Source organism: Paenibacillus qinlingensis, from assembly GCF_013204845.1.
GTDB classification, from domain to species: Bacteria; Bacillota; Bacilli; order Paenibacillales; family NBRC-103111; genus Paenibacillus_E; species Paenibacillus_E qinlingensis.
Genome location: NZ_JABMKY010000001.1, coordinates 756674 through 782993, shown reverse-complemented (window position 1 = coordinate 782993; position 26320 = coordinate 756674). Strand labels below are relative to the sequence as shown.

Annotated in this window: 17 protein-coding genes; 10 read left to right on the top strand and 7 right to left on the bottom strand. The window is 45.1% G+C overall.

Translation table 11 applies throughout. From position 1 onward, the window contains the following. Positions 1-636 precede the first annotated feature (636 nt). Entirely contained in the window at positions 637-2802 is a 2166-nt protein-coding gene (locus tag HQN88_RS03620; RefSeq protein ID WP_173108838.1) for an S-layer homology domain-containing protein, read from the bottom strand. 425 nt (positions 2803-3227) lie between these two features. Here HQN88_RS03620 and HQN88_RS03615 point away from each other — a divergent pair, with 425 nt between their 5' ends. From HQN88_RS03615 to HQN88_RS38585, 7 genes are all read left to right on the top strand, one after another. Beyond that, complete coding sequence (locus HQN88_RS03615; protein ID WP_173108837.1) at positions 3228-3518, top strand: hypothetical protein; 291 nt, start codon at positions 3228-3230, stop codon at positions 3516-3518. Between the two features lie 91 nt (positions 3519-3609). Continuing rightward, entirely contained in the window at positions 3610-5337 is a 1728-nt protein-coding gene (locus HQN88_RS03610) for an AAA family ATPase (RefSeq protein ID WP_173108836.1), read from the top strand. 127 nt (positions 5338-5464) lie between these two features. Further along, positions 5465-7138, top strand: coding sequence for an FAD-binding dehydrogenase (locus tag HQN88_RS03605; protein WP_173108886.1), 1674 nt, complete (start codon positions 5465-5467; stop codon positions 7136-7138). 40 nt (positions 7139-7178) lie between these two features. Further along, the gene (locus HQN88_RS03600; protein ID WP_173108835.1) at positions 7179-7871 is read left to right on the top strand and encodes a Dph6-related ATP pyrophosphatase; all 693 of its coding nucleotides are present in this window, start codon (positions 7179-7181) and stop codon (positions 7869-7871) included. A 725-nt stretch (positions 7872-8596) separates the two neighbouring features. After that, positions 8597-9067: a CDI toxin immunity protein gene (locus HQN88_RS03595; protein WP_173108834.1), complete on the top strand. Its 471-nt coding sequence runs from the start codon at positions 8597-8599 to the stop codon at positions 9065-9067. A gap of 36 nt (positions 9068-9103) precedes the next feature. After that, positions 9104-9409 (top strand): hypothetical protein, encoded by a 306-nt coding sequence (locus HQN88_RS03590; protein WP_173108833.1) that lies wholly within the window; start codon positions 9104-9106, stop codon positions 9407-9409. 57 nt (positions 9410-9466) lie between these two features. Next, positions 9467-9958 carry an STM3941 family protein gene (locus HQN88_RS38585; RefSeq protein WP_420794194.1) on the top strand — a complete coding sequence of 164 codons (492 nt, stop codon included), beginning with the start codon at positions 9467-9469 and terminating at the stop codon, positions 9956-9958. Positions 9959-10153: 195 nt separating this feature from the next. Here the strand turns inward: HQN88_RS38585 and HQN88_RS03585 are convergent, their stop codons facing one another. The 6 genes from HQN88_RS03585 to HQN88_RS03560 all read right to left on the bottom strand — a co-directional run bounded on the left by HQN88_RS03585 (position 10154) and on the right by HQN88_RS03560 (position 19237). Then, on the bottom strand, positions 10154-12664 hold the full coding sequence (locus HQN88_RS03585) for a beta-mannosidase (protein ID WP_173108832.1): 2511 nt from the start codon (positions 12662-12664) through the stop codon (positions 10154-10156). Positions 12665-12695: 31 nt separating this feature from the next. Beyond that, the gene (locus HQN88_RS03580; RefSeq protein WP_173108831.1) at positions 12696-14279 is read right to left on the bottom strand and encodes a helix-turn-helix domain-containing protein; all 1584 of its coding nucleotides are present in this window, start codon (positions 14277-14279) and stop codon (positions 12696-12698) included. After that, the gene (locus tag HQN88_RS03575) at positions 14260-16032 is read right to left on the bottom strand and encodes a sensor histidine kinase (RefSeq protein WP_337995215.1); all 1773 of its coding nucleotides are present in this window, start codon (positions 16030-16032) and stop codon (positions 14260-14262) included. Before HQN88_RS03575 ends, HQN88_RS03580 begins: the two co-directional genes overlap by 20 nt. Before the next feature lie 40 nt (positions 16033-16072). Further along, the gene (locus HQN88_RS03570) at positions 16073-16948 is read right to left on the bottom strand and encodes a carbohydrate ABC transporter permease (protein WP_173108830.1); all 876 of its coding nucleotides are present in this window, start codon (positions 16946-16948) and stop codon (positions 16073-16075) included. Positions 16949-16967: 19 nt separating this feature from the next. Next, positions 16968-17843, bottom strand: a complete 876-nt coding sequence (locus HQN88_RS03565; protein WP_173108829.1) for a carbohydrate ABC transporter permease — start codon at positions 17841-17843, stop codon at positions 16968-16970. A 74-nt stretch (positions 17844-17917) separates the two neighbouring features. Beyond that, positions 17918-19237: an extracellular solute-binding protein gene (locus HQN88_RS03560; RefSeq protein ID WP_173108828.1), complete on the bottom strand. Its 1320-nt coding sequence runs from the start codon at positions 19235-19237 to the stop codon at positions 17918-17920. Between the two features lie 370 nt (positions 19238-19607). Here HQN88_RS03560 and HQN88_RS03555 point away from each other — a divergent pair, with 370 nt between their 5' ends. From HQN88_RS03555 to HQN88_RS03545, 3 genes are all read left to right on the top strand, one after another. After that, positions 19608-22925, top strand: coding sequence for a discoidin domain-containing protein (locus HQN88_RS03555; protein ID WP_173108827.1), 3318 nt, complete (start codon positions 19608-19610; stop codon positions 22923-22925). A gap of 181 nt (positions 22926-23106) precedes the next feature. Continuing rightward, positions 23107-24147 (top strand): S-layer homology domain-containing protein, encoded by a 1041-nt coding sequence (locus HQN88_RS03550; protein WP_173108826.1) that lies wholly within the window; start codon positions 23107-23109, stop codon positions 24145-24147. Between the two features lie 195 nt (positions 24148-24342). Then, positions 24343-26217, top strand: coding sequence for an LTA synthase family protein (locus tag HQN88_RS03545; RefSeq protein ID WP_173108825.1), 1875 nt, complete (start codon positions 24343-24345; stop codon positions 26215-26217). Positions 26218-26320 lie beyond the last annotated feature (103 nt).

The window sequence follows — 26320 nt, the reverse complement described above, 5'->3', positions numbered from 1 at the left end:
CACCGTCTGTTGTTTAAATTCATCATTATACCTTTGCCGCTGTTCACCCAAAATGAACACCTCCTGATAAGATTATTATCCTCATCTCCTAACGAGGTGTCTACTTTTTATTCTAGTTTCAAAACCGCGCTTACAGATGCGAGAGGTACTCGAATCGCCATCATCCCGTGCTGTAACGGTGAAAACCGCGCTTACAGATGCGAGAAGCGCTCGAATGCCATCATCCCGCGCTGTAACGGTGAAAACCACCGTTACAATAGCCTCCATACACTACTCACCCTCATCTCCTTGCGGTCACACTGAAATAAATGGTCAAAGATGCGAAAATACACTTAATTTAGTAGGAAACGCCTATAAATCGAAGAATTAGTGCAAAAAAGCAACCTTTTGGACCCAAAAGCCCCAAAATGATCTAAACTTCCAGAAATAGTTGCCTATTCGCAAGTATTTCAGCTAGTTAAGTTACTTCGACTCAAAAGGATGCTCTTTTGCATTTTTGAGGTTCCACAGTTGGACTCCAGACACGAACAAGCAGAGTTGGAGGACTTCTTTAGGGAACAATTTCTTGTGACTTTTCAAAAAAAGAGGCACCCGCCCGCCACTTCCATGACTTTTGGGAGCCCCTTTTTTCTTTGACTACTGAATGTTGATCTTCGTAATCAAGGCACCTGTGCCTTGCAGCGTTATGGCGTGATTTTGCACCAAGTTTGACATGTTGCCAGTAATGCTAACGGATGTGGAAACGTTGTAAGTTGTTGTCACGTTACTTCCATTTGTTCCGGTTTGGTTGATGGTGATTGTGGCGATCTTGCCTTGATTCGTAAAGGTTACGCTGTTAAATGTGCCAGACACATTGAAGTTCTGATTGTTACCGTTGGTGAGCTGTGTGACTTCCGCATAGATAGCTGAATTGTTATAGGAGCGGATTTTGACAATATCACCTGGCTGCAACGCTGAACCGCTGACCTGAGTGCCGCTGCGATAGATGAAAGCTTTGTCGTTCAAATTAATCGCTTGCGCCTGATTGCCGCTTACAAGCACGATGAGATTGTTCGTAGCTGATATGATCGTACCTGTGAGCTGGGCAATTGTTGGCTGCGTGACTGAAGTGCCATCTGCACGCTGAAGGATTTCGGCATGAAGCACGACGCCGTTATAGTAATGCACTTTAATCACTTGACCTGGCAGCAATACGCCGCTCGTCGTTTGAACGCCATCGGAGTAGATGGAGGTGTTTGCGTGAAGCTGCAAACTGTATGACTGTCCGCCACTCGTGAGCGTGAGCAAGTTATTGTTGACCTGACCAGAAATGGTTCCAGTCATTTCACCTGTCGTTGTTACTGGAGAGACACTTTTGGTCACTTCAATAACAGCAGCCATATGATTATAGGCGTAGGTAGTCAGGATGTCACCAACCTGAAGCGCTGAAATAGTTGTAAATGCACCATTTTTGTACACGATCGTATTACTGTTCAGTGAGACGCCTTGAAGTTCAGTAGACGTGGTTAGAAGCAACGTATTATCGCTGATCGGATAGGTCATCGTCCCAGTTAAAGTCGAAGCGAAATTCGTTGGTGTCCCGACTGTGCCCACAGATTGTGTGACTTCAACATAACTAATCCCATAGTTGTAGGAGCGTGTACTTACGGTGTCACCTACTTGCAAGCCTGCGGCTGTCGTCTGAGCACCATTACGGAAGTAAAGTACATTGCTATTCAAAGGAAGGGAAATCGTTTGCCCATTACTTAACAGGGTGAGCGTATTTCCATTTATCGCGGTAGTTACCATGCCCGTCTTCACACCAACGGCTTGCGTAGGTGTTGTCGGGTTGCCTCCGCCTAGCTGAGAGACTTCGATATAAATGATGGAATTGTCATTGGAGCGAATCTTAAGGACGTCCCCAGTTTGCAAGGCGGAGGGACTAACTTTGGCTCCATTTCGATAAATAAACACATCGGGGTTTAATGTCAAATTGATGTTTTGACCGTTAGTTCGGACGGTTAAGATATTACCGCTGACTGGCGCCACGACTGTTCCTGTCACGAGTCCGTCAATGCTGCCTGGCAATTGATTGCCTGCGCGATCCAACAAGGCTGCAATTTGTGCACGCGTTACGAGCTGTTTGGGGCGGAATGTATTATCCTCAAACCCATTTACGAGACCTTTGTCTACGGCGACCTTAACGTAGCCCACCGAACCAGCAGGTACACTAGATGAGTCGGAGAAAGGGAGTCTTGCGTTCATGTTGGCTTCAGCTTCGTCTTGAAGTTTCAAAGCTTTCACGAGGAGAGTTGTTGCCCAGAGGCGATCGGCCGGTTGATTCGGGTTGACGTTCGTGTCCGATTCAGCGAAAAGATCGTTCTCCAATGCGACAGCTACGTATCCGACGGCCCATGAAGGCACACTCGCTGCATCATTGAAATTCAGTTTGGTCGCTTTCTCTGCGTCGGATTCGGCTTGATCTCGAAGTCCCATTAATCGTACAGCTGCTGTAATGGCCTCGATACGTGTGACCGTTTCTTGTGGTTTAAAGGTACCATCGGGATACCCATCAAAAATACGTCTAGAGACGAGACTCATAATGTAGTTTAACGCCCATTCGAATTCTTTGCCTTTGATGTCTTTGAAGTCAAATTTGATGGCGGCTTGTGGGCGCTTGTCAAAATTTTGGCGTGAGTTGCTGTTCCGATCATCGTCTTTGTGATCGCGACCGTTCTGCGCGAAGGCCGTTGTGCCCGTAGTCATAACAAGAGTGAGGGCTAGCGTAGGGATAAGCAGTTTTTTCATTCGCAAATGCTTCATCTTTTTCTTCTCTCCTTAATAAAATAAATGAGTATAAAATTGCGACCCTGCGGTGCGTGCTTGAGTTAGTCAATCTTACTCACAGCATTCGGGAGTTGATGGGTTTTTCTGGGTGTTGATTTGTAAAAAAAGGAAAATATCTTCAACTCAACTGGTCTCTATCGCTGAATATCATAAGCTTGGTTGCGCTTTCGCGATTTAGAAGCTATTTCTTGGTGGATTTTCAAAGATTCCGCTGCATTCTTCGGTCTTATTTCCAAAAAAAAGTAATATATTTTTCTTAAAACAGTCATGAACGAGAAGGAAAATTAAGCTGAATGAAGTAAGTATTAGAAGGTAAATATTACAGGCTCATTGCTTGTTGCCCACTGATCTCTCACCCGTCAGTAATCCTAGCATAGTATGTAGGAAGGTGGTGATGAAAAGTGACAAATACAATTGAGGGCTGGATAATTTACACGATTTGGGGCATTTTTGGCTTCATGTTAGTTGATTTTCTGATTGCGTTCTTCAAATCCTTCTGGGTTGGCTCCTTTGGACCTACAGTCGTGCTAGGTTATTTGAAAGATGTCCTATACTATGTGCTGCCACTGACGGTCCTATTATCTATGATTTCGTTCGATCCAACAGGGTGGATTGTGGTGATTTTTTATTTCATTTGCGGTCTCGCTGTGATGGCTAAGTACGTGCTCGATATCATTAAAAAATTCCAATAATCGTAGCTGTGGCCCTGCTTTCTTGCGGGGCCAAGATTGTTGTTTTTTTCATAGGGATATTCAAACTTAATCATATGAAGGAAGTGTAGCCATGAGGAGATATCAATGGATTAGATGGCGAAAGTTAATCCTCTGGCTAGCAGCCATCGTGTTGTTTGGCGGGCTGCTATGGGCAGGTGGGCCGACCGCTTGGGGGATAGCGATAAGTGTTGCGACATTATTGATGCAACTGGTATTCGCTATGGCCTTTATGATCATTCAATTTGTTGCGCTGTTCTGGTTCCTTGCTCGAGGACGAACGTATTGGATTCTGCCTGGAGAGACCGGATCGACATGGGATGATTATCGTGGAAATCCTGAAATTGTGGAAAATGCGAAACGGATTGTCACCCTGCTGAAAGGTGTCAAAGAGTTCAAGGAAATGGGCGGCGAAGCCATTCGCGGATTGCTGCTTTGTGGACCGCCAGGTACCGGGAAGTCCTACCTTGCACAGGTTATTGCGAATGAAGCACAGGTTCCTTTTGCCTATGCGTCTGCGCCAAGTTTTCAGAATATGTTCTTCGGCGTAGGTAACCTCAAGGTGATGGGGATTTACAAAAAAGCCCGCAAGCTTGCGCGCGTCTATGGCGCTTGTATCATTTTTATTGACGAGATCGATGCGATTGGGATGAGTCGTCAAGGTGGCGGTGGCGGTATGGGCATGGGGATGATGGGCATGGGCGGAGGTTCAGGCCTACTGAACGAACTACTCTTGCAAATGGACCCACCTAATATTGATACCTCCAAGATCGTAAAGATGCTGCGCTCTCTAGGACTGCGCCGTAAAAAGGCAGAACGCCCGCCAGTGTTAACGGTAGCTGCTACCAACTTGCCTGATGTGCTCGATTCTGCTTTGCTTCGGCCGGGTCGGTTCGATCGCCAACTCTGGGTGGATGTCCCGGATTATGATGGTCGGGTTGATATTTTCCAATACTATTTGAAAAAGGTCAAGCTGGACGAAACGTTAACCGCGGAAAAAGCAGGTCTAGATTCCATTGGTTACAGCCCAGCTCAAATAAAACATATTGTCAACGAGGCTGTCGTTATTGCTCATCAACGTGGAGCACAGGCGGCGAGCTATGAAGACTTCCGAGCCGCTATGGAAACTTATGAGTGGGGGCTTAAACAACCGCTCCGTTCTATGCGCGATGACGAGAAACGCAATGTTGCTTATCACGAAGCAGGTCATGCAGTGGCGCAGTTCTTGCTTAAGCCTCATGAACGGGTGTGGAAAGTCACGATTGTCAGGCGGGGTGGGGCTCTCGGACTTTCAGCTACAAAGGAGACACATGAGCGGTATAACCGCAGCGACTCTGAGATGTTGGCAGAGATTCAGGTATGTCTGGCTGCCCGTGCGGTCGAAGATGAATTCCTGAACAAGAAATTAAACGGTGTAACGTCAGATTTACAGCATGCGACCCAAATCGCAGGTGCGTATCTCGGGATGCTCGGGATGGGCGATGAACTGTTCAGCTTCTTAGCGGTTGGTTCGCGCACGGATGGGCTTAAGGCGCTTCGACCACAAATTAATGAGCTGCTTAAAGAGCAAATGCTCGAGGTCAAGAAGCTCGTAAACGAATATACGGAATTCGTCCACAAGATTGCGGAAGAGTTGCTGAAACGTGAAGATTTGACTGGTGATGAAATTGAAGAGATCTTTACTGAGCTTTATGGCGACTCGCGTCCTAGGGCAATTGAGGTGAAGCCTCTGAAAAAGCTTACGCTTGAAAAATCACTTGTCGTCATTGACGACATGGAAGAAGATCTCAAGGATTCGTAATCGGATGGACATTCCATTCGTTGCATTGCCTCCTTTTTGGCTATCGTGGTCAGAAGGAGGCCTTTTTTTGGGCGGAAAATCGGAAAAGCTATCTTGGGAAGAGAAAGAATCAAAGGAGAACTCGATCATGGACTATGATGCTATTGTGATTGGAGCAGGACTCGCAGGTTTAGTGGCAACGGTAGAGATTGCGGATACTGGCAAAAGGGTGCTGCTCTTGGATCAAGAACCAGAAGCATCGTTTGGCGGACAAGCCTGGTGGTCATTCGGCGGCTTATTTCTTGTTAATTCCCCCGAGCAGCGCCGGCTGGGTATCAAAGATTCACAAGAACTGGCCTGGCAGGATTGGCAGGGCTCAGCTGGCTTTGATCGCGAAGACGACGAGGATTACTGGGGCCGCAAGTGGGCAGAGGCTTATGTCGAGTTCGCTTCAGGTGAAAAACGGGAATGGCTGCATGCCTTGGGGGTCCGCTTCTTCCCAGTTGCCGGTTGGGCCGAACGCGGAGGTTATTTGGCTGAGGGGCATGGCAACTCTGTACCTCGTTTTCACATCGTTTGGGGAACAGGCCCAGGCATCGTAGAGCCATTTGAGAAGAGAGTCAGGGCGCACATGGCTAATGGACTTGTTGCGTACCGATCGCGTCATCGCGTGAACGAGCTTATTCAGAGCGGCGGTGCCATCACGGGGGTCAGGGGTTCAGTACTTGTGCCTAGCACGGCGGCTCGCGGAGAAGCAAGCTCGCGTGACGTGATTGGCGAATTCGAATACCATGCCCAAGCGGTGATCGTGAGCAGTGGCGGAATTGGTGCTAATCACGAATTAGTCCGCCAATATTGGCCGAGCCGGCTTGGCGAAGCACCCAAGCGCATGCTCTCAGGCGTGCCTGCACATGTCGACGGTCGCATGCTTGCCATTGCGGAGCAATCCGGAGGGCGGATTGTGAATCGCGACCGGATGTGGCACTATACGGAAGGGATTAAGAATTGGAATCCGGTATGGCATAATCATGGTATTCGTATTCTTCCGGGGCCATCCTCACTCTGGTTAGATGCGCGTGGTCAACGTTTTCCAGCCCCTAACTTCCCGGGGTTTGATACGTTAGGCACGTTAGAGACGATCCTAAAGTCTGGCTACGACTATTCATGGTTTATTTTGACTCAGAAAATAATCGAAAAAGAATTCGCATTGTCAGGCTCCGAACAGAATCCTGATTTAACGGGGAAAAGCGTCCGTAAAGTGTTGTCTAGAGCACTGCCTGGAGCGATGGCTCCGGTGCAAGCTTTTATGGATAAGGGAGAGGATTTCGTCGTTGCCCCGACATTGACTGAGCTGGTCGCTGGGATGAATGCGTTGACGGAGGAGAAGTTGCTTGATTTTGACCATATCGAACGGCAAATTAAAGCGAGAGATCGGGAGATCGCGCATCCCTTTACCAAAGATTTGCAAATCACAGCGATTCGAGGCGCGCGTCATTATATCGGGGATAAATTAATTCGTGTTGCGAAGCCGCATCGTCTACTGGACCCTGCAAATGGACCGCTTATCGCTGTGCGATTGAATATCGTTAGTCGCAAAACGTTGGGCGGATTGCAAACGGACTTATCCGGTCGCGTATTGAATCAAGCTGGAGAAGCTATTCCAGGACTATATGCTGCTGGTGAGGCTAGCGGTTTTGGAGGAGGAGGTCTTCACGGCTATCGTGCGCTGGAAGGGACTTTTCTTGGAGGGTGCTTATTTACTGGCCGAGTAGCGGGACGATCTGTTGCGAAAGAGCTTAGTAAATCTCGAATCAACTCGTGATATAATGTTCAGAGCTTAAATATGAAGGAGAATAGCAGGAATGAACCACATCGTAAACTGGAAAAATGGTGCTCACGGGCATAAATTTATAGCTTCATTTAGTGGGGGAAAGGACAGCGTTCTGGCGCTGTATAAGTCCATGAAAGTTGGCGATCCAATCGGACTCATCGTCATGCTGGAGGAAGAAGGGAAACGTTCCAGATCCCACGGTATGCCTCCGGAGCTTATTCGTGCCCAAGCTGATTCCATCGGCTTGCCCGTTTATACAGCTGCTGCAAGTTGGGATGACTACGAAGCGGTGTTTATGGGCCTTTTGGAACAAGCCAAACATCAAGGCGCAGAAGTGTTAGTCACAGGAGACTTGGATATGCCTGTTGAGGGCTGTTGGCACGACAAGGTTACCCAAAATGCTGGCTTACAACTTGGCATGCCACTATGGAGAATGGACCATGTCCAAGCCGTCAAAGAGTTCATAGATCTGGGGTTTGAATCCGTTCTTGTCACAGTAAATGTATCGTTAGGGATGCGGGAAGAAGATCTGGGACGAACGCTAACTCACGACTATGTAAAAGAACTGCAAGCCCGAGGTATTGACCCGTGTGGCGAAGGCGGCGAGTTCCATACTACAGTCATCGATGGCCCGATCTTTAAGCACCGTATTCCTATTCGTAAGGGCAGCATTCTTAGGAACGGGGATTATGCGTTTATGCCGCTGGAGCTGCTGGGGACTTAATAAGGTGTAGCAATTTAAGAGATTGATTGGGACATCGGACATCCTCCAGAGGCGTCGCTCTTCACGAGTAACGCGCGCTGGAGGGTGACGTTCCTGTTACTTTGACATGTTGATTGTGAGTAGAGTTGGGAAGTAGAAGTAGAAGTAGAAGTAGGAGTAGAAATAGTGCTCAGTTGAGTAGCTGATTTTTCAAATAAATGTAAAATGTACAGCTAATTTTGCCGTAATGCCTGGGATTTTGAGGATAGATGGATAATGTACAGTTAATTTTAACCAAATTAGCCAATTTGCACAAAAGAGGCAGTTTTACCTACATGTTTTCCAGTTAAATCAAATTTTCGAGGAAAATACTCGTAAATAGCTGTATATTTTCCAGTTAAGACAAGGGTGTAACAGACTAGCCGCTCCAAATTCAGAAATTTCCCCAGCTACATCAGCGAGACGAGATTCCGTGTTCGCGTCCCGCGCCATAAGAACGTCCCCATTAATAGAATGGAGGTTAGGGCTTTGCAATAAATCCAGTTTTAATGCCCCTTTGAAAACCTGCGTTTTCGTAAAACATCAAACCTTTTGTTCGATTCATAGAATATTCTTTCATTACCAATTTAATAAGAATAAGTATGTAATATGTAACTCATATCGAATACATTTTATTATCTTCAATGGAAATTAACAAAGGTCAACTATTTATAATCAAATTTACCTAGATGCTAGAAGGTGATGTCATGGAATATACGAGTAATAGAAAATGGAGATTAGAACAGCTGTTACATAAGCAAAAGTCAAAGCTGAAAGTCTCTTATGGCGCTATATTTGAAGAGTGTTTAGAGGCACTAGGTGAAGGTACTATTATTTTGTCCGAAGAATCAAGTGAAATCAAGAGGGACGAATTAGTGGATGCCTTCTCTTTTACTCCCTGGGGAAGAATTGATTGGAGAGAAGCCCCGCGGAAATCTGAAATAAAAAGTGCTACAGATGTATTGTCTACTATGCTTTCCTTAAATATTGACATAAAAGCTCCGATATTTATTATATGGGCAGGAAGCTATCCAGTATTACAGACTGAAATAGAAACATTCATAGAAGCAATAGATGATGTTCTAGCGGTTGACTTTGATACTTTCGTCTATTGTCCTTCGGTTTACGTGATTGAATTTTACCATGAGGGAGAAATAACTGTAGGTTATCTTTTTTGAAAAAGCAATTTGATTTAGTAAGGAAGAGATGATTCGATGAAAAAACTACAAGGGAAACATATTAAAACTTCCAAAGGCTACAATTCCTATGAAATATACGATGCTGATTTGTCACATGTCCACAAAATTGCTGCTATTGTTACTGAGAGATTTCGGTTTATTCATGGCACACCAGTTATCGGGCTTGAACAAGTTTTCTTGGAATTTGTAAAAGACGGCGTTAATATAACCATTGGATGGGATATTTGGAGTGGTTGTTTTGTTATGGCTCATGACAGTGTAGGAGATAAATATATTGAAGTGATAGGAAACTATTTAGACGCACACCTTACATTGTTTTAGAGCAAATTTGTTTTTATTTCGTTTTTAAGCAATCCTATAAAAGAAAGGGCCAAATGAATGAACGAATTGAGGGTTCAATATAAAATTAGTAGTGTACTGTTTCAATTGGTATATTCGATCGGCTTTTGCACACTGGGGTGCTATCTACTAGTTAATTTTATTGGGGAAAATACTTACTTGTTAGTAATTGGCGTGTTTTTAATCTCAGTATCTCTAGGGGGTCTATTAATGTTCCTGTTCCTACTTAGAAAGATCCCTGTGCTCATCCTTCAAGACGAGGGGATTGTCCATGGTTCAGGTAAACTTATTGTTAAATGGGGTGAAATTCAATCCTACGCTTTTGATTTTCACAGAATGGGTGAGTATCTTAACGTTAAAGTTTATGATTTAACTCCTATAATTAAGCGAAGTAAGGGAATAAATAAATGCATTTTAATTATATCAAAGCTTTATGGGTCTAGAACGTTATATATTAATTCTTTAAAACTATTGAGAATATCAAAACCAGAACTGATTGATGAGTTAAACAAACGGTTAGAGATACGATAATATTCGTTGGCGGTGCTTTAAACGTAGAAAAAGAAAAAAACTGCAAAAAAGCAGTTTTTTTCGAAATTAGATCATGAAAACGGAAAATCAAGAGAAATGGATGCCTTTTCGCAATAATTTCTCTAAAAGTAAGGCTCAACCCGCGAAATTGATGCTCTAATGCAGTTTTCAGCAGTTCTCATCCACTCATTACACTCAAACGTTCAGTGCACTCACTGTTAAACGACTCAAATCCACTTTAGCACCAGTTGGATGACTAATCCCCACAGTCACTTGCTCTCCAGCAAGCAAATCAAAGAAGTTGTCGCTGAAGCGAATGTTACCTTGTGGCAAATCCAACTTAACCATACGTGCATGTGCGCCATTGGCCGTAATCTGCACAGTTTGCGTCTGTGCATCGATGTTCACGCTAAGCGAAGTCGCTGGGAACTGAAGATCTTTCTGATCACGCAGATAATGAAGATTATCTGGCGCAGCCCAGTCTGTCGTGTGAACACGGACAACAACTTGCTCGGCGGATGCCCCGTTTAAGACGGCTGCCTCAGGTAGACTTCCCAGCTGAATCGCAGTGTTCGCCTCTACAGCAGCATCGAATGCCTGCGTAAACACGATCTCCCCAGCGAAGCTATAAACGGTTACGTGAACTTGTCCTTGTAACTCAGCTAACGTATCGTTGACAGCCCACACGTTCAAGTCCTGCCCAGGTTCATGGTCGATGGAGAGCAGAAGTGGGTGATAGAACTTCGTCGCATAGTAGAAGGAAGCCTTCGGTAACAGTTCATAATCAATAAGCGACCAGCTCGTGCCTGGCCAGCTATCGTTCAATTGCCAGATAAGGGAACCACTTGTCCGATGTTTGTTCCGACGATAATGCTCGATACCATACTTCAAGCCCTCGGCTTGGGTCAGCATAGAGAAATTCATATATTCCTCAATGTTAGTCGGAATACCGGTATATCCTTCCATGAGCAGAATACCCTTTTGGTGATTGGTATCTTTGTTGCGATAAGCCATTTCCACACTGTTCCAGTAGAATTGGCCATTGGGAATGTTTTTCTCCAACGTGTAACGATTGGCAGAGGCATGCATGCCGAATTCGCTGCTGAAAAGGGTGAAGTCTTTTTTGTAATTTTTGAACGTGACACCTTGAATACTGTAATCAAGCAAAGGCACATCACCAAATTGACGCGGATAAACGGAACCGTGCCACACCTGCCAGTTATGGCGGTCGCCAACATCAGGATCGTTGGCATCGTTGCCACCGAATGGGGAAGATGGCCAGTAAGCACGACTGTCATCGAGCTCTTCGAGCGCATCAGGAATCAGCTCATGATAAATGATTTCCCCATAGAACGGACAATTGATGTCACCGCCAGCGGATTTCATATCATATAGCCAGTCAATTTCATTATTCCCGCACCAGAGTGCAAGGGAGGTATAATTGCGCAAGCGCTTGATGTTGTAGATCACTTCGCTCTTCACATTCTCCATAAAGTCACGGTTGAAATCCGGGAACAACGCATTCGCGAAGGCAAAATCCTGCCAAATTAGAACGCCCCGCTTGTCGCACTCTTCATAAAAGACATCTTTCTCGTAGATGCCGCCTGCCCATACGCGCAACATGTTCTGATTCGATGTAACGGAAAGATCAATGAGGTCTCTGTAGCGTTGGTCTGGAATGCTTCCGATGAAGTGATCCGCAGGAATCCAATTCGTACCTTTGGCGAATAGTTTGACACCATTGAGGAAGAAGGCAAAGGCATTTTGTCCCTCTGCATCCTTTACTTGCAGCTCAATCGTACGGATACCAAACGGCTTGCGATACGCATCCACTTGCTCACCGTCAGCATATAGAACAACTTCCAACTCGTACAAGTAAGGTTTGCCGAGGTCATGTGTCCACCAAAGTTGTGGATCAGCGACTTGTAATGCAAACGATTCCGACGAGCTAACATTCCCGCTCGCAGAAGCAACCACTTGACCAGCTGTGTCCACTAAACGAATGTCACACGATTTCTGTACGCCTTTGCGGAGCGTTGTCACGTCAACATCGACTAGAACTTCCGCCACAGTATCACGGATCGAACGTGTTCTTGCAAAAACACTATCCAGCTTCGCGCGGCGGTAACGCTCGATAAAGACTTTGCCCCAGATTCCCACGGTGACCATGCGAGGACCCCAGTCCCAGCCGAAGTTCATCGCAGCTTTACGCAGCCAAGGGCGCTCTTTGGTATACGAAGACCATTGGAATAGTTCTTTATCCTTATTATGCAAATGCAAAGGATCGAACTTTACGGCAATGGCATTTTTGCCATCTTGAATGACGCGTGAAACATCGAAAGTATGAGCCATCAACATGTTGCTCGTCGTTCCGATTTCTTTGCCATTCACGTAGATCGTAGCAAATGTATCCAGTCCTTCAAAGGTTAGCTCATGTTTCTCTTTCTCGTCTCCTGAATCCCCTAACGAATAATTGAAGGAGTGGCGGTACCACCATTCTTTCTGTTCGATCCAGCGGCTTTTCGCGTCATTATGGCCGAAATACGGATTCTCAATCAATTCTCGTTCAATGAGGGCAGAATGCACATCCCCGGGAACCTTCGCTGTAATCCAGAAACGATCGTCTAACCATGCTGCCGCGACTTCAAGTGGTCGAACTTGTCCTACTTCGAACTGCTGCAATCGCCATAATCCTGATAATTCCATCTGTGATTTCTCCTCTTACACCATGATATTGTTAAAATTTTGGAGGTGGAGCAGCAGGATGAAGGACTGCTTCCTCCCGGAACTCACTCGGCGTCTTGCCGGTGAATTTCTTAAACACTTGGCTGAAATATTTGATATCTTCAAATCCGACGGAGCTTGCGACATCGGCTATTTTGGCAGGGGATACGGTTAGAATTTCCATGGCACGATTAATTTTTTGGCGTGTCACATAGTCACCAAACGTAATACCGGCTTCCTTTTTAAACACTTCGCTCAAATGATTCGGATGCAGATGAACATATTTGGCAACCTGCTGCAAGCCAACGTCCCTCCCCAAATTCTCATGAATGTAGGCCATTGCTTTCTGTGTATGTGTGGCTTGTCCATTACCCAATCGGTGATGATAAAGCTCCATCAGGGTTAATAAATATTGAAATAACGCATCCTTCAGAACAATATCCCGTTTGACAACGAAGGCGATATTCTGATCATCCAGTGCGCCTTGACGTCCTGTTGCAGTTAATACGCGTTCCAGCCAACGATGAGCGGAGAGCGCAGCCGAACGGACCAATGATTCAAGAGATTCGATCGTCATTTGCGGGTCACTCAGTTCCGATTGCAAATAGCGCTGAACCCAGTTCTTCAACGCGACCGAGTCGTCATCCAGCAGGATTGAAGAGAGTTCAAGCTCTTCCTCGTGCGTACAGACCGTTTTGCCGCCTTTGCGCTCAACAATGTCCGAATAAATAAGAATAGATTCATCGAGGTGATGTTTATAGCTAAATGCATAGTCCGCCGTGACATAGGATTTATACAAATCGGATTGTTTGTGAACAACCTCGCCGATGGATATACTGACTTTGCATTTGAGCAGTCGCTCGATTTTTTGCTTGGCAGATTGGGGATGATCGAAGAAATCGGATGCACTTGTTTTGGGAAGAGCCACGACAATACGCTGCCTGTAAATCAACGTTTCACAATGCAAGATATCGTGCAGCATATTGTCTACTGCAAAAAGCAACAAAGAAATTTCCGCGGCTGTTTCTCCCCATCCTTCAGCGGTAACAACGTAGGTTTGAAACTTGGGTTGTTCATGCTCACGTGAGAGAAATAAGAGAGCTAGGTAGTCCGGCAGCATCTCTGCATCGACTGCAGCGGTTTCTCCTTCAATAATCCAGCGTTCAAACAAACGATTACGCACTTCTTTGTTCTTATAGAGATCCTGATTGAGATGCTTCCATTTATCTTCAATGCGCTTTTTGACTTGGAGGACTGTTTTCATAATCTCTTCAGGCCGACTGGATTTCAAGAGATAGTCGCTGACACCTTGCCGAATCGCTTGCTGTGTATACATGAAATCGTCGTAGCCAGATAAGATAATCGTCTCGATATCCGGTATGATTTCTTTCGCTTTAAGGGCTAGTTCTAACCCATTCATATGCTTCATTCGGATATCCGTTAATAAAATATTCGGACGTTCCTCCGGCATGCGGCGCAGCGCCTCTTCGGCCGAAACGGCAGGTTTAAGCAGCTCGAGTCCGATCTCTTTCCAATTAATGACTTTGGCCAAGCCTGTTCGGATGATGACCTCGTCATCAACGATCAAGATTTTCATGATTATCCTCCAAAACTGGAATCGCAAATGACACACAAGTGCCTTCATTCAATCGGCTCTCAATCTTGAGCCCCGAATCAAGCCCATAATGCAACTGTAAGCGCTCATGCACATTACGCAGCCCGTAACTAGTATCGTTGGCTTCCATGCCCTCAGAAGGATATAAGCTTGCGGTGACCTCGCGCAACCGTTCTTCTGTCATTCCAAGGCCATCATCCATTACTTTGACATACATGGAATTACCCTTCAGCTCGACATAAATGGAAATGATACCCCTTTCCTCTTTCATTTGAATGCCATGAATCATTGCATTTTCAACCAATGGTTGAAGCAACAGTTTCAGCATGAACGAATCACTTAGTCGGGCATCAACCACGTAGTCCACGGTAAATTCATCTGGAAAACGGATGGATTGAACCTGCACATAATTGCGAATATGGGCTAGTTCCTGCGAGACCTTGCAATATTCTTTGCCCTTATTCAAGCTGAAACGCAAGAAGTCACTTAAGGCACCGACCATCTCTGCAATGCGATTCTCTTCATTGAGTAAAGCGATCCAATGAATGGAAGACAGCGTGTTATAAAGGAAATGCGGATTGATTTGGGCTTGCAATGCGCGCATATCGGCTTCTTTTTTGCGTGTTTCATTGTGTATGAGCTGTTTTTTCAAAGCTTCGATATGTGTGCTTAACAAATTGTAGCTGCCAGCAAGTCGGCCAATTTCATCTGATGTGTAAACGGGATAGTGGGGTAAGGGTTCATCAGGATTGATTTTGGTTAACAAGCGGGTTAACGACCCGAGAGGCGTGGTGACCTTGCGAATAACGAATATAGTGAGAAACACATTGGTAAGGACGGAAAGCGCCACAGCAACAGCCGTTAATTGCAAAATGTATCGATTCTGAGCACTGTATAGCTTCGAAGGAATTATGCCAACAATCGTCCAGTTGATCATCGGTTCTCGGTAAAACAAAATGTTCTGCTGTGTGTTCCCGGTCCCTGACGTCCATACACCGGAAGAATGACCACGAACGCGATCCGTAATGCCAGGGAATACGCTATCGGCTTTTTGTGACAGCCACCCTTTGGAGGTTGAAGACATGATTTCATTTCGATCATTCAACAAAGCTACTTGACCATAGCCATCGGCTAACTGTGGAACGGACCAAATGCGAGACAGCACTTGTTCATCCACACTGATCGATAACCAACCCAGTGTTTGATAGGTATTCATAGCTCGTATGGGTCGTATAAAGGAAAATACATCACGTTTTCCCAAATAATTCTCAATGTGATATAAGCCCGTCCACATCTTGTCCGTAATCTGTTTAATATTGATCTCCTGATCCAAACTCGAGTTGTAGATGGTAGAAGTAGACAGAGGCGTCGTATTATTGCTGGGATAAATAGTGATATTCGAAATGTAATCCTTGGTGTATACCAGATTCGTCATTAACCCAAGGATTTGCGATTGAGCATCCAGGTTTTCATCGGTTCTCTTCAAATACGATTGAATGTCCCGTTGTCCAATGAGGAAAATGGAGATATTCTCAACATCTTTCAGGATGAATTGAAATTTGGCATCCATTTGAGCGAGTGAATTCAAGCCTGCTTGCTGCGCCTTATCTTTGGTAATATCCGAAGATGTTGTAAAAGCGAAAGTACCCAGAAACAAGAGGGGGATTAATGTTGTGACAAGCATAATGAAGGATAGCTTACGCTGTAGAGAATAGCCGAACCACTCGCGCAACACGTGTCATCTCCTAACTCATTGTCTGGATCGTTGAAGTCAATTAGCCTTTTACAGCTCCCGCGGTCATACCTTTCATAACTTGCTCTTGGAAGGCCAAGTACACAGCGATAGTCGGAATAACAGCGATCGTCATAGCGGCTAACGTTAAACCGTAGTCTGTTTGGTAGCCATCGGCGAAATTAGCGATGCTTAACGGTAATGTTTTTAAACTGCTTTTGCTAATAAAAACAAGGGCGAACGAAAAGTCATTCCAGAAATGCAAGAAGCTTAGAATGACGACTGTGGATAGAGCCGGCAATGAGATAGGCAGCATAATACGCCAGAATACCCCCCAGAGCCTCGTTCCGTCAATATAGGCAGCCTCTTCGATTTCTTTGGGTACGGAAGCCAAATAAGCGGTAAGAACGAAGATGGCCGTTGGTAATGCGAAAGCGGTGTAAGGCAAGATGAGGGCCCAGTAGGTATTCAATAGTCCGATTTGTTTCATTAGAATAAACAAAGGTACCAACGTACTGTGAATAGGGATCAACATCCCGATGACGAAAAAGGCAAGAATAATGCCCTTGAAGCGGAATTTGATTCTAGCTAATACATAAGCTGCTAAGGAACTCAGAAATAGCGTAAATGCGAGTGAGATAAGCGATACGATAACCGAATTGAGAAAAGCCGTACCCATTTTGGATGCTTTCCATGCTGTTGCGTAATTCGAGAATTTCCATACTTGGGGCAGTCCGAAAGGATGGTTAAAGAATTCGCTATTCGTTTTAAATGAGGAAATAACGAGCCAAAACAACGGATAAAGCGTGAGAATCGCATATAAGGTTAAGAATGTCCATAATGCGCCTTGTTTCCATACTTGAAGCGAGAACTTACGAGTTGTCACAGTTGATTTTACTTGAATGGGAATAGAAGACATTGTCAGCTTCCTCCTTTCGTTATACTTTGGATTTACGGCTTGTTGCCCATTGGCTAATCCCAATGAAAATGAGGGAGATCAAGACGATAGTTGTCGAAATGGCGCTGCCAAATCCATATCGGTATGAGGAAAACGTCGAATTATACATATACGTAGCGAGCAGCTCTGTCGCGTGGGCAGGTCCGCCCTTCGTCATCACATACACGAGATCGAAGGATTTCAAGCTTCCAGAAATACATAGAATAATGGCAATTTGTACCGTACTCCACATCATAGGCAGGGTAACGGAGAATAATTTGCGTGCTCCTTCAGCGCCATCGATTTGCGTGGCATCGTGAATTTCACCAGGAATATTTTGAAAAGCAGAGATGAAAATAATGAGATATAACCCGACAAAGCTCCAAATCAGAGGAGGAGCTAAGGCGAAGATGGCAATCTTAGGATCCGATAACCATTGCAGCTTCCAGGACTCTAACCCTAGCTTCTCTAGGAGAAGGTTCAGAATACCGATTTGCGGATGATAAATATATTGCCAGATCATTCCGATAACGACTGAGGACATAACCATCGGAACGAAAACGGCTGAACGGATGAATCGTTGCAGCGCATTGCTTTTATGCAACAGAATCGCAAGAATGAGGGCAACCGGCAGCTGGCCGAGCACAGCAACAACAAGAAAAATAAGGTTATTCTTTAAGGATGTCCAAAAAATAGGATCATGAATAATTTCTACATAGTTTTTCAAACCGATAAATTTCGCCGTACCAATTCCTTTCCAGTCGAAGAAGCTATAATAGCCTGACCAGATAACAGGGACAAACACAAATAAGGCATAAACAAGTATCGCAGGGGCAAGGCTCATAATAACAAACCTGCGGACGTAAGCAGCATTCATCAATCTCACTTCCTTCATGTATGAAATTAGCCAGCCCTGCCACGGATGTGGAGGGCTGGTTGTACGATAACGTATTATTTACCTAGCGAAGCCGCTTGTGAGTCTTGAATTTTCTTAGCAATCGCCTCGGCGTTTCCACCCATAAGAAGCTCTTGTAGTCCGTTATTGATAACTTCTACTGCAGCGGAGCTTAGTTTAGCATCATAAACCGGTGTGATTTTCGTTGTTTTCATCAGATCGTTGAGTTCAACGAATAGTGGATTTGCTTTTGAAGGATCAAGTTCGATTTTGTAGCTAACCAATGTGGAGCTGTTCAATGTTGCTTGTTGTCCATCGGGACCAGATAGTGCGTAGAATAATTTTTGAGCGGCTTCTTTCTTAGCTCCTGTAAGTTTCTTACTAACGCCAAGTCCTGTTCCAACAACACCAGAAGTGGATTGAGGGTCACCTTTTCCACCCGCGATGGATGGAAGTAAAGCGATATGCGTGTTAGCAAGCAAATCTTTCGGTGCATTCTGAACGACGTCAGCCATTGCCCATCCACCATCTATGAACATTGCTGCTTTACCTTGATAAAAAAGTTGTCTCATTTGGTTTTGATCAATACTGTTAAAGCCATCCTGGAACGCTTTGGCATTGCTTAGCTCTTGCAGCTTTTTCAAAGATTGAATAAATTCAGGGTCTGTAAACTTCACGCCATCTTGCTTAGCGGCTTTAAGGAACCATTCAGATCCTGTCATCCGATCAGCAAGTCCGCTGAAAATCGTGGATTGTGCAGCCCAGTTCGCTTTGTTTCCAAGTGCGATTGGAATGATTTTGTTGTCATTGAACGTTTTGACAGCTGCCATAAGCTCATCCCAAGTCTTAGGAACAGCGACTTTATATTGATCAAGAAGCGCTTTATTGTAGTAAATAAAAGAAGTTGGAGATAGGTTCATAGGTACGGAATAGATTTTGTTATCTACCGTATATCCGTCCAAAGCGCCTGGAATGAAATTGTTTTTCCATTCTGGTTTGCTATCCAAGAACTCATTGATCGGTTGAAGCAAGTTACCGCTTACGAATTCCTTCGTCATCGCATCTGGCCACATGACGAATAGGTCGGGCATTTCATTGGCTGCTGCAACTGTTTTTAAGCGAGTTTTCAAACCGTCGGTTGGAAGGCCTTCAATCTCCAAAGCGATATCTTTATTCTGAGCTTGGAAATCATCTAGAATTTTACGCATAGCAACAGCTTTCGCATCTTGACCAGACCAGTTGTGCCAAATGGTAAGCTTTACTTTCTCACCGGAAGTGCCTTTATCTGCCGGAGCAGCTTCTTCGCCGTTTCCACATGCGGATACAAGAACGGTTGTTGCAAGTAAAGCTGTAGAGATTAGTGTTAGTTTTTTCATGTTCGACCTCCTGATTGATTGACTCTACTTCATTCTAAAGATTTTCGGATGTTTCGTAAGGTGAACAGGATAAGGACCAGGGTAGAAAATGATCGGAAATCGACCTGCTATTCTTCAGCATATCCATAAGTAAGGTAGAATAAGGCAAGGTCATCGTTATAGTTAAAATATCCCAAAACCTTAAGTAACTCTCCTAATCTTCTTAAGTTTACCGCTTTCATTAAAAGCCGTATTTTTCTATGATGGAGATACCAACTACGAGTCAGCATCCTACTTTGTAAGACGAGAGGGTGATCGGAGCAATTATGTAATCGCTTACCAAAAGAATGTGGAGCAGGATAGATCGTTTCTAATCTAAGGGAGGTATACAATGCGTAGTTTGAAAAAAATGGTTTCATCTGTATCGATGATGGCAATCGTTCTTAGTTTGTGGAGTCCTGGTGTTTCGAGTGCAGCAACACCCATCGGTGATGCCAATTCATCCATTTTTGGTCCTAATGTATATGTTTTCGATCCTGATATGCCTGCAGCTGATATTCAAAGTGCAGTGAATGCGGTATTCACAAGACAGGAGTCCAATGAATTTGGTACGGAAAGAGACGCCTTTCTTTTTAAACCGGGAACGTATAATGGTAATTACTTTATTGGGTTTAATACACAAGCTTCAGGACTTGGACGAAATCCAGATGATGTGTTGATCAATGGCGGGCTGAATGTGAATGCAGATTGGGATAATGGGAATGCGACACGTAACTTCTGGCGGGGGATTGAGAATCTGAGCATTAATCCGACTTTCAATTATACACCGCCTGCGCCGGCTCATTTCTCCGCAGGTACAACGCAAATCGCGGTTTCACAAGCGGCACCGCTCAGGCGTTTACATATTAAAGGGAAATTGAATTTGTTCGATTTCGATGCTGGATGGGGCGCTGGATGGGCAAGTGGCGGCTTCCTGGCGGACTCTATCGTAGATGGTCAAGTAACACCAGCTTCTCAGCAACAATGGTTCTCGCGGAATAGTCAGTGGTCGAGTTGGTCCAATGGGGTTTGGAACATGGTGTTCGTGGGTGACAAGAATACCCCAACAGGGAACTTCCCGGATCCGCCTTATACAGTGGTGGAGAACACGCCAGTCATAAGAGAGAAGCCGTATCTCTATATCAACAACGCGAATGAATACCAAGTATTCGTGCCATCACTGTCTCAGAATACGCAAGGGGCTAGCTGGGCGAATGGTGCAACTCCAGGAGAATCCATTAGTATCGATCAATTCTACATTGTTCGCGCGGATGTACCGGCAACAACGAGTGCTGCGAATATGAATGCTGCATTGGCGAATGGCAAGAATTTGCTGTTTACGCCAGGAATTTATCACATTGATGATACAATTCGTATCAATAACGCAAATACAGTTGTACTCGGCATCGGGATGCCAACGCTGATACCAACGACAGATAAACCAGCAATGACGATTGCTGATGTGGATGGTGTAAAGTTGGCAGGATTGCTGTATGAGGCTGGGCCTAATGCAACTTCATCGCTCCTAGAAGTCGGACCAACAGGCAGTGCCCTGGATCACGCTGCGAATCCTACTTCGTTGCACGATCTATTCTTCCGTACTGGCGGAGCAGTTGTAGGTCAAAATAAAGCACAAATGACTATTAACAGCGATGACATTATCGGGGATCACTTCTGGATGTGGCGGGCAGATCATGGTGCTGGTGCCGGATGGACAGAAAATGTTTCGACCAATGGCCTCATCGTGAATGGTGATGATGTCACCTTGTATGGTTTATTTAATGAGCATCATAATGAGTATCAAACCTTATGGAATGGGAACGGCGGTCGTGTTTACTTCTACCAGTCAGAGATTCCGTATGATGTGCCGAATCAAGCGGTGTGGATGGATGGAAGCAAGAATGGCTATGCCTCTTATAAAGTAGCTGATACCGTTACGACACATGAAGCTTGGGGACTTGGCGTGTACTCCTATTTCAGAGATGCAGCGGTGAAGCTGGAAAATGCCATCGAAGTGCCGAATGCGGCTGGTGTCAAAATCCATCATGCGACAACGATTTGGTTAAATGGGACAGCAGGCAGTGAAATCACACACATCATTAATGGTATCGGCGGTCGTGTGTATGGCACATCAGGTAGTGCTCAAAGACAAACGATTAACTTCTATGGGACAGATACTGGGGATACGGAAGCACCAAGCGTGCCTACTAATTTAGTTCTTAAAGAGACTGCGGCACATGATCGTGTCAAAATTGGATGGACCGCATCGACCGATAATCTCAATGTCACAGGGTATGATGTTTACCGGGATGGGACGCTCATTGGCCACACAACAACGGCTGAGTATCTGGATACAACGGTAAAACCGCTGACAACTTACAGCTATACAGTAAAAGCCAAAGATGGCGGAAATAACACTTCCGCGTTTAGTGCGGCGTTAAGTGTAACAACGCCTAAGAGAGCCTTGGATCGCTCCGCATGGACAGCAACTTCGACATCAGCAGATCCAGCGGCACGCCTCATTGATGGCGATATGGGGACGCGTTGGAGTGCGGGTAAACCAATGTCTCCTTCGCCTGAGCAATCGTTTACCATTGACATGAAGGTACCCACGAGTATCAACAACATTGAGTTGGATTCCACAGGCAGCAATAATGATTATGCACGCGGATATGCGTTATACGTATCCAATGATGGTGTGACTTGGGGGAGTCCGATCGCGACCGGAGTGGGAAGCAATAGGCTTATCTCCATTGATTTTGCTCCACAGGTGGCAAGGTATTTCAAGGTGGTTCAAACCGGAACAAACTCCAGTTGGTGGTCTGTGCACGAGGTGAGAGTGTACGGTTCCGTACCGCCATCAGCTTCAATAGTGGGACCTACAACAGTCACAAGCGCGCAATCTTTTGACACGACAATCAGTTTGTCTGATGTCGTTTCCAGCGTGTATGCGCAAGATATTCAATTGTCTTATGACGCAGGATTGCTTGAATTTGACTCGGTGGAATCTTTAAATCCTGCCATTACGATCATTGGTCAAAAGGTTGGAGGGGGACATATACGCATTCTGACAGCGAATTTGGCAAGTGGTGATGTCAACGGACCGTTGATCACACTTCACTGGAAAGCGTTAACCCCGAGTGATGATGTGTCGACAACGATTGTATTAGACAGTCTTGCCCTCGCAGATTTGCAGACAGCAACGAACTTGGGCTCAGCTTCTGAAGTGATTCTGGTGAAAGCGATTGTCGATCTGTCGATCTTGAATGGGAAGATTGGGGCTGCGCAATCCTTGCATGATGGGGCTACAGAAGGATATAGCAGTGGTCAATACGCACCAGGAGCGAAAGCTGCGCTGCAAGCTGCGATCGACGCTGCAAGAAGTGTTGCTGCGAATCCAGCTGTGACGAAACCACAAGTGACGCAAGCGTTAGCGAATCTGCAACAAGCCTTAGATGTCTTTGACTCGCTGAAATACGTTGGCGACCCAGGAGATCTGAATAATGATGGTATCCTCTCCGTCATAGATTTGGCAAATGTCGCAGCGGCTTACGGCAAAACATCCGCTGATACAGATTGGGCACAATTCAAGAAAGCTGATTTCAACAGGGATGGCAAAGTGGATCTGGTTGATTTGGCTGCTGTCGCACAACGTATTCTGCAACAGTAATGCAGTAATGATGAAGCTTCTAATTAGGTGTAAGCAAGGTTAAGCAGGACGCACATCGCCCGTTATGATACATTTCGTATAGTTTCATAGCGGGCGATCTTTAATTTTCAGGGACAAACATAACGTTCTGAGTTCTTATTATTGCGTGCTGATTGCTGATTGCCGAGGGAGGAAATCGAACATGGTTTTGCGAAAATGGATGAAACTAAGCTTCGTACTCGTATTCTTATTAAGTTGGATTCTTCCTACAACCAGTTGGGCCTCTGAGGCCGAGGAGTCAGGCACATTTACGATGAAGGTTTCATCACAAATGCCGAATTATGGCGACACCATTGAAGTTCTCATTACAGGACATCAGTTAATTGACGTCTATGCTTTCGAAATTAATATGGAGTATGATCCTACAAGGTTAAAATTCATAGATGCCAAATCCGATGCACCTGGGTTCTCTGTTCCACCCATTGTGAAGGACTCACATATTCAGCTAGCGCATACAAAGGTTGGAAAAGGGAAAGGATTAGAAGGTGAACAATCCCTATTCAAGTTGCATTTTCAAGCGGTCCAGAATGGGAACAATGAACTCACACTAAGCAGTGTGAAGATTGTAGATTCCAAGCTTGGTAGTGTCACCAAGCAAACGAATGCGAAATCCACACTTACGATACATCATCCCTATACGTTCGATGATCTTGATTCCTTTGATTGGGCTGTGGAGGCGATTGAGGATTTGGCTTCCAAAGGCATCGTGAATGGCACTGGCGAGAGACAATTCAGTCCTGATTCGGCGGTGACGCGTGCGGACTTCCTGGTGCTATTGATGAGAGCTCTTGGCTTAAAGGGGACTGGCGGCCAACCATTTGATGATATTGATGCTAACGTTTATTATGCTCAGCCTGTAGCTGTTGCAAGAGGTTTGGGTATCGTGCAAGGAAACGAAGCGAATCAGTTTCATCCCAAAGATTCCATTACGAGAGAGGATATGATGGTGCTGACAGATCGAGCATTACGCGCCTCCAATCATCTCACTCTTGTCGGAGATCAATCGGATTTAACCCTTTTTGAAGACGTCCCGTTGATAGCTGATTACGCATTCACAAGTGTTGCTACGCTGGTCCAAATAGGGCTGGTCCATGGCTACGCCAATCAGGTGTTTCCTAAGGAGACGACGAATCGTGCACAGGCTGCAGTTCTGATCTATAATTTGTTAACTTATATCAAGTGATGATTTGAATTGTGAGAGAACGTACCATTTGAAAGAACCTTGGGGCACTCGTCTCAGGTTCTTTTTCTTTACGAAGAATAGCTTTTTGCCCCTTGCTTGTCGCTAGATTGCAATATTTGTAAGCAACATACATAAGTAACTTGTGTTAAAATGGGAAAATCGGCTTGAAATCAAGAAGTATGAGGTGAACCGTTTTTGCTGCAATTATCATCCTATAGAAGAAAGACCTTCCGCACCACGATCGGGCATGTACTACGATTAATCGTGAGCAGCGAGAAGCTGACCATGTATACGTTCTTTGCAATACTATGGAAGTCACAGCTTTTGCTGGCAGCTCTTCATGCACCAGATACGGCGGGGATTAATATTGGTAAAATGTATTTCACCATTCCACCCGTCATGTCGCATCTTATGTTCATTGTATTTGTCGTCGCTGTTGGACTATTCTTCAAAAAACGAGGCCGTCGCAACTATTTGATCGGGATACAGGTGCTGTTCAGTTTATTGTTGTTTTGCGATTTAGTGTATTACAGAGCCTACGCAGCATTTCTATCGCTTCGCTTCCTAGCTCATCCCAATGGATTTAATCCACTCGATTATAATCTTTGGACATTTATTCGTCCGTTTGATTTATGGTTGTTTGTGGATCTCGTGTTAATTGCTGCGGTTGCGCTTTTCCGCTATCGAAACACGCCGATTCTATCGCGTCGACGTGAAAACAAAAGGCAGCCTCTTCTGGCATTGCTGCTGATTGTCCTTGCTGTGGGCATTGTTTCCTACGAGCATTATCGTATCGATGTGAAGAATACGACGAAAGGCGAGATGATGTTTTTTAATCTTAGCTGGGCTCCTTTTCAATCCATGTCAGATATGTCACCCATTGGCTATCATCTGTATGATGGGATACGACTGTTCGGTGCATCCAGTAACATCAAGCTTGATGATCAAGAACGAACAGAGGTACAAGATTGGCTTAAAGGGAATGCAGAAGGTTTACCGGATAACAGCTACAAAGGGAAGTTTCAAGGGAAAAATCTGATTGTAATTCAGGTAGAATCACTTGAGAACTTTGTTATTGGTGAAAAGGTCAATGGACAGGAAATTACACCTAATCTAAACCGTCTACTAGGAAATAGTATATATTTCAACAATTTCTACGAGCAGGTTAATAATGGGACGAGTTCAGATAGTGATTTGTTGACGACGACATCCGTGTTCCCTATTCGATCGGGTGCGAATTTCTTTCGGTATCCGACGAATACGTACAATTCATTGCCCAAGTTGATGGAAGGTATGGGCTACCAGACGATTTCTACGCATTCGGAACCCGCGGGAAGCTGGAACTGGGTCGAAGCACATCACAATATCGGGTACCAAACGAGTTGGGATTTGCGGAAGTACAAGGAAGACGATACCGTCGGCCTTGGTTTGTCTGATGAGTCTTATCTCCGACAGCTTGGGGACAAAATGGCGAATGTCCAATCCCCGTTCATGCTGCACGTCATTACATTGTCTAGTCATGGACCATTCGATTTACCTGAGAAAACAAGGCAGCTGCATGTAGATCCGAATTTGGATAAGACGATCATGGGGGCCTACTTTCAAGCAATCAACTATACAGATAAGCAGATTGGAGCATTCCTAGACAAGTTGGATCAATTAGGTGTGTTAGATCAATCGGTTGTTGCGATTTATGGCGATCATACCGGTGTGCATAAGTACTATCAAGATCAAGTTGACGCAATCCCCTCCTTGGAAAATGAAGCCTGGAGAACGCATTCGCTGCAGCTTCCGTTCATTATTTACAGTAAAGGCATGCAAGGTGAGAAGATTCCCACCATCGGAGGGCAGGTCGATACCTTACCTACACTGGCGTATCTGATGGGGGTAGATAAAGCGAAATTCGAGTCAACTGCGATGGGCAAAATCCTTGTGAATACGAATCGGAATTTCACTATTCTTAATAATGGTACGCTGGTTGGCGAGGCGCAGGATGCGGAGAAGAATCATATCCTGCGATCGTTCCAAATCGCAGATTGGCTCCATGAGAGCAATTATTTTAAGAAATAGATAAAGTAAGAAGAGCTAAGCGGATGCTTAGCTCTTTAGCAGGAGATGAATGAAGTTAGCCCAGCCCTCATAACTTAGGGGCTGGGCTATTGTCATGTACAAG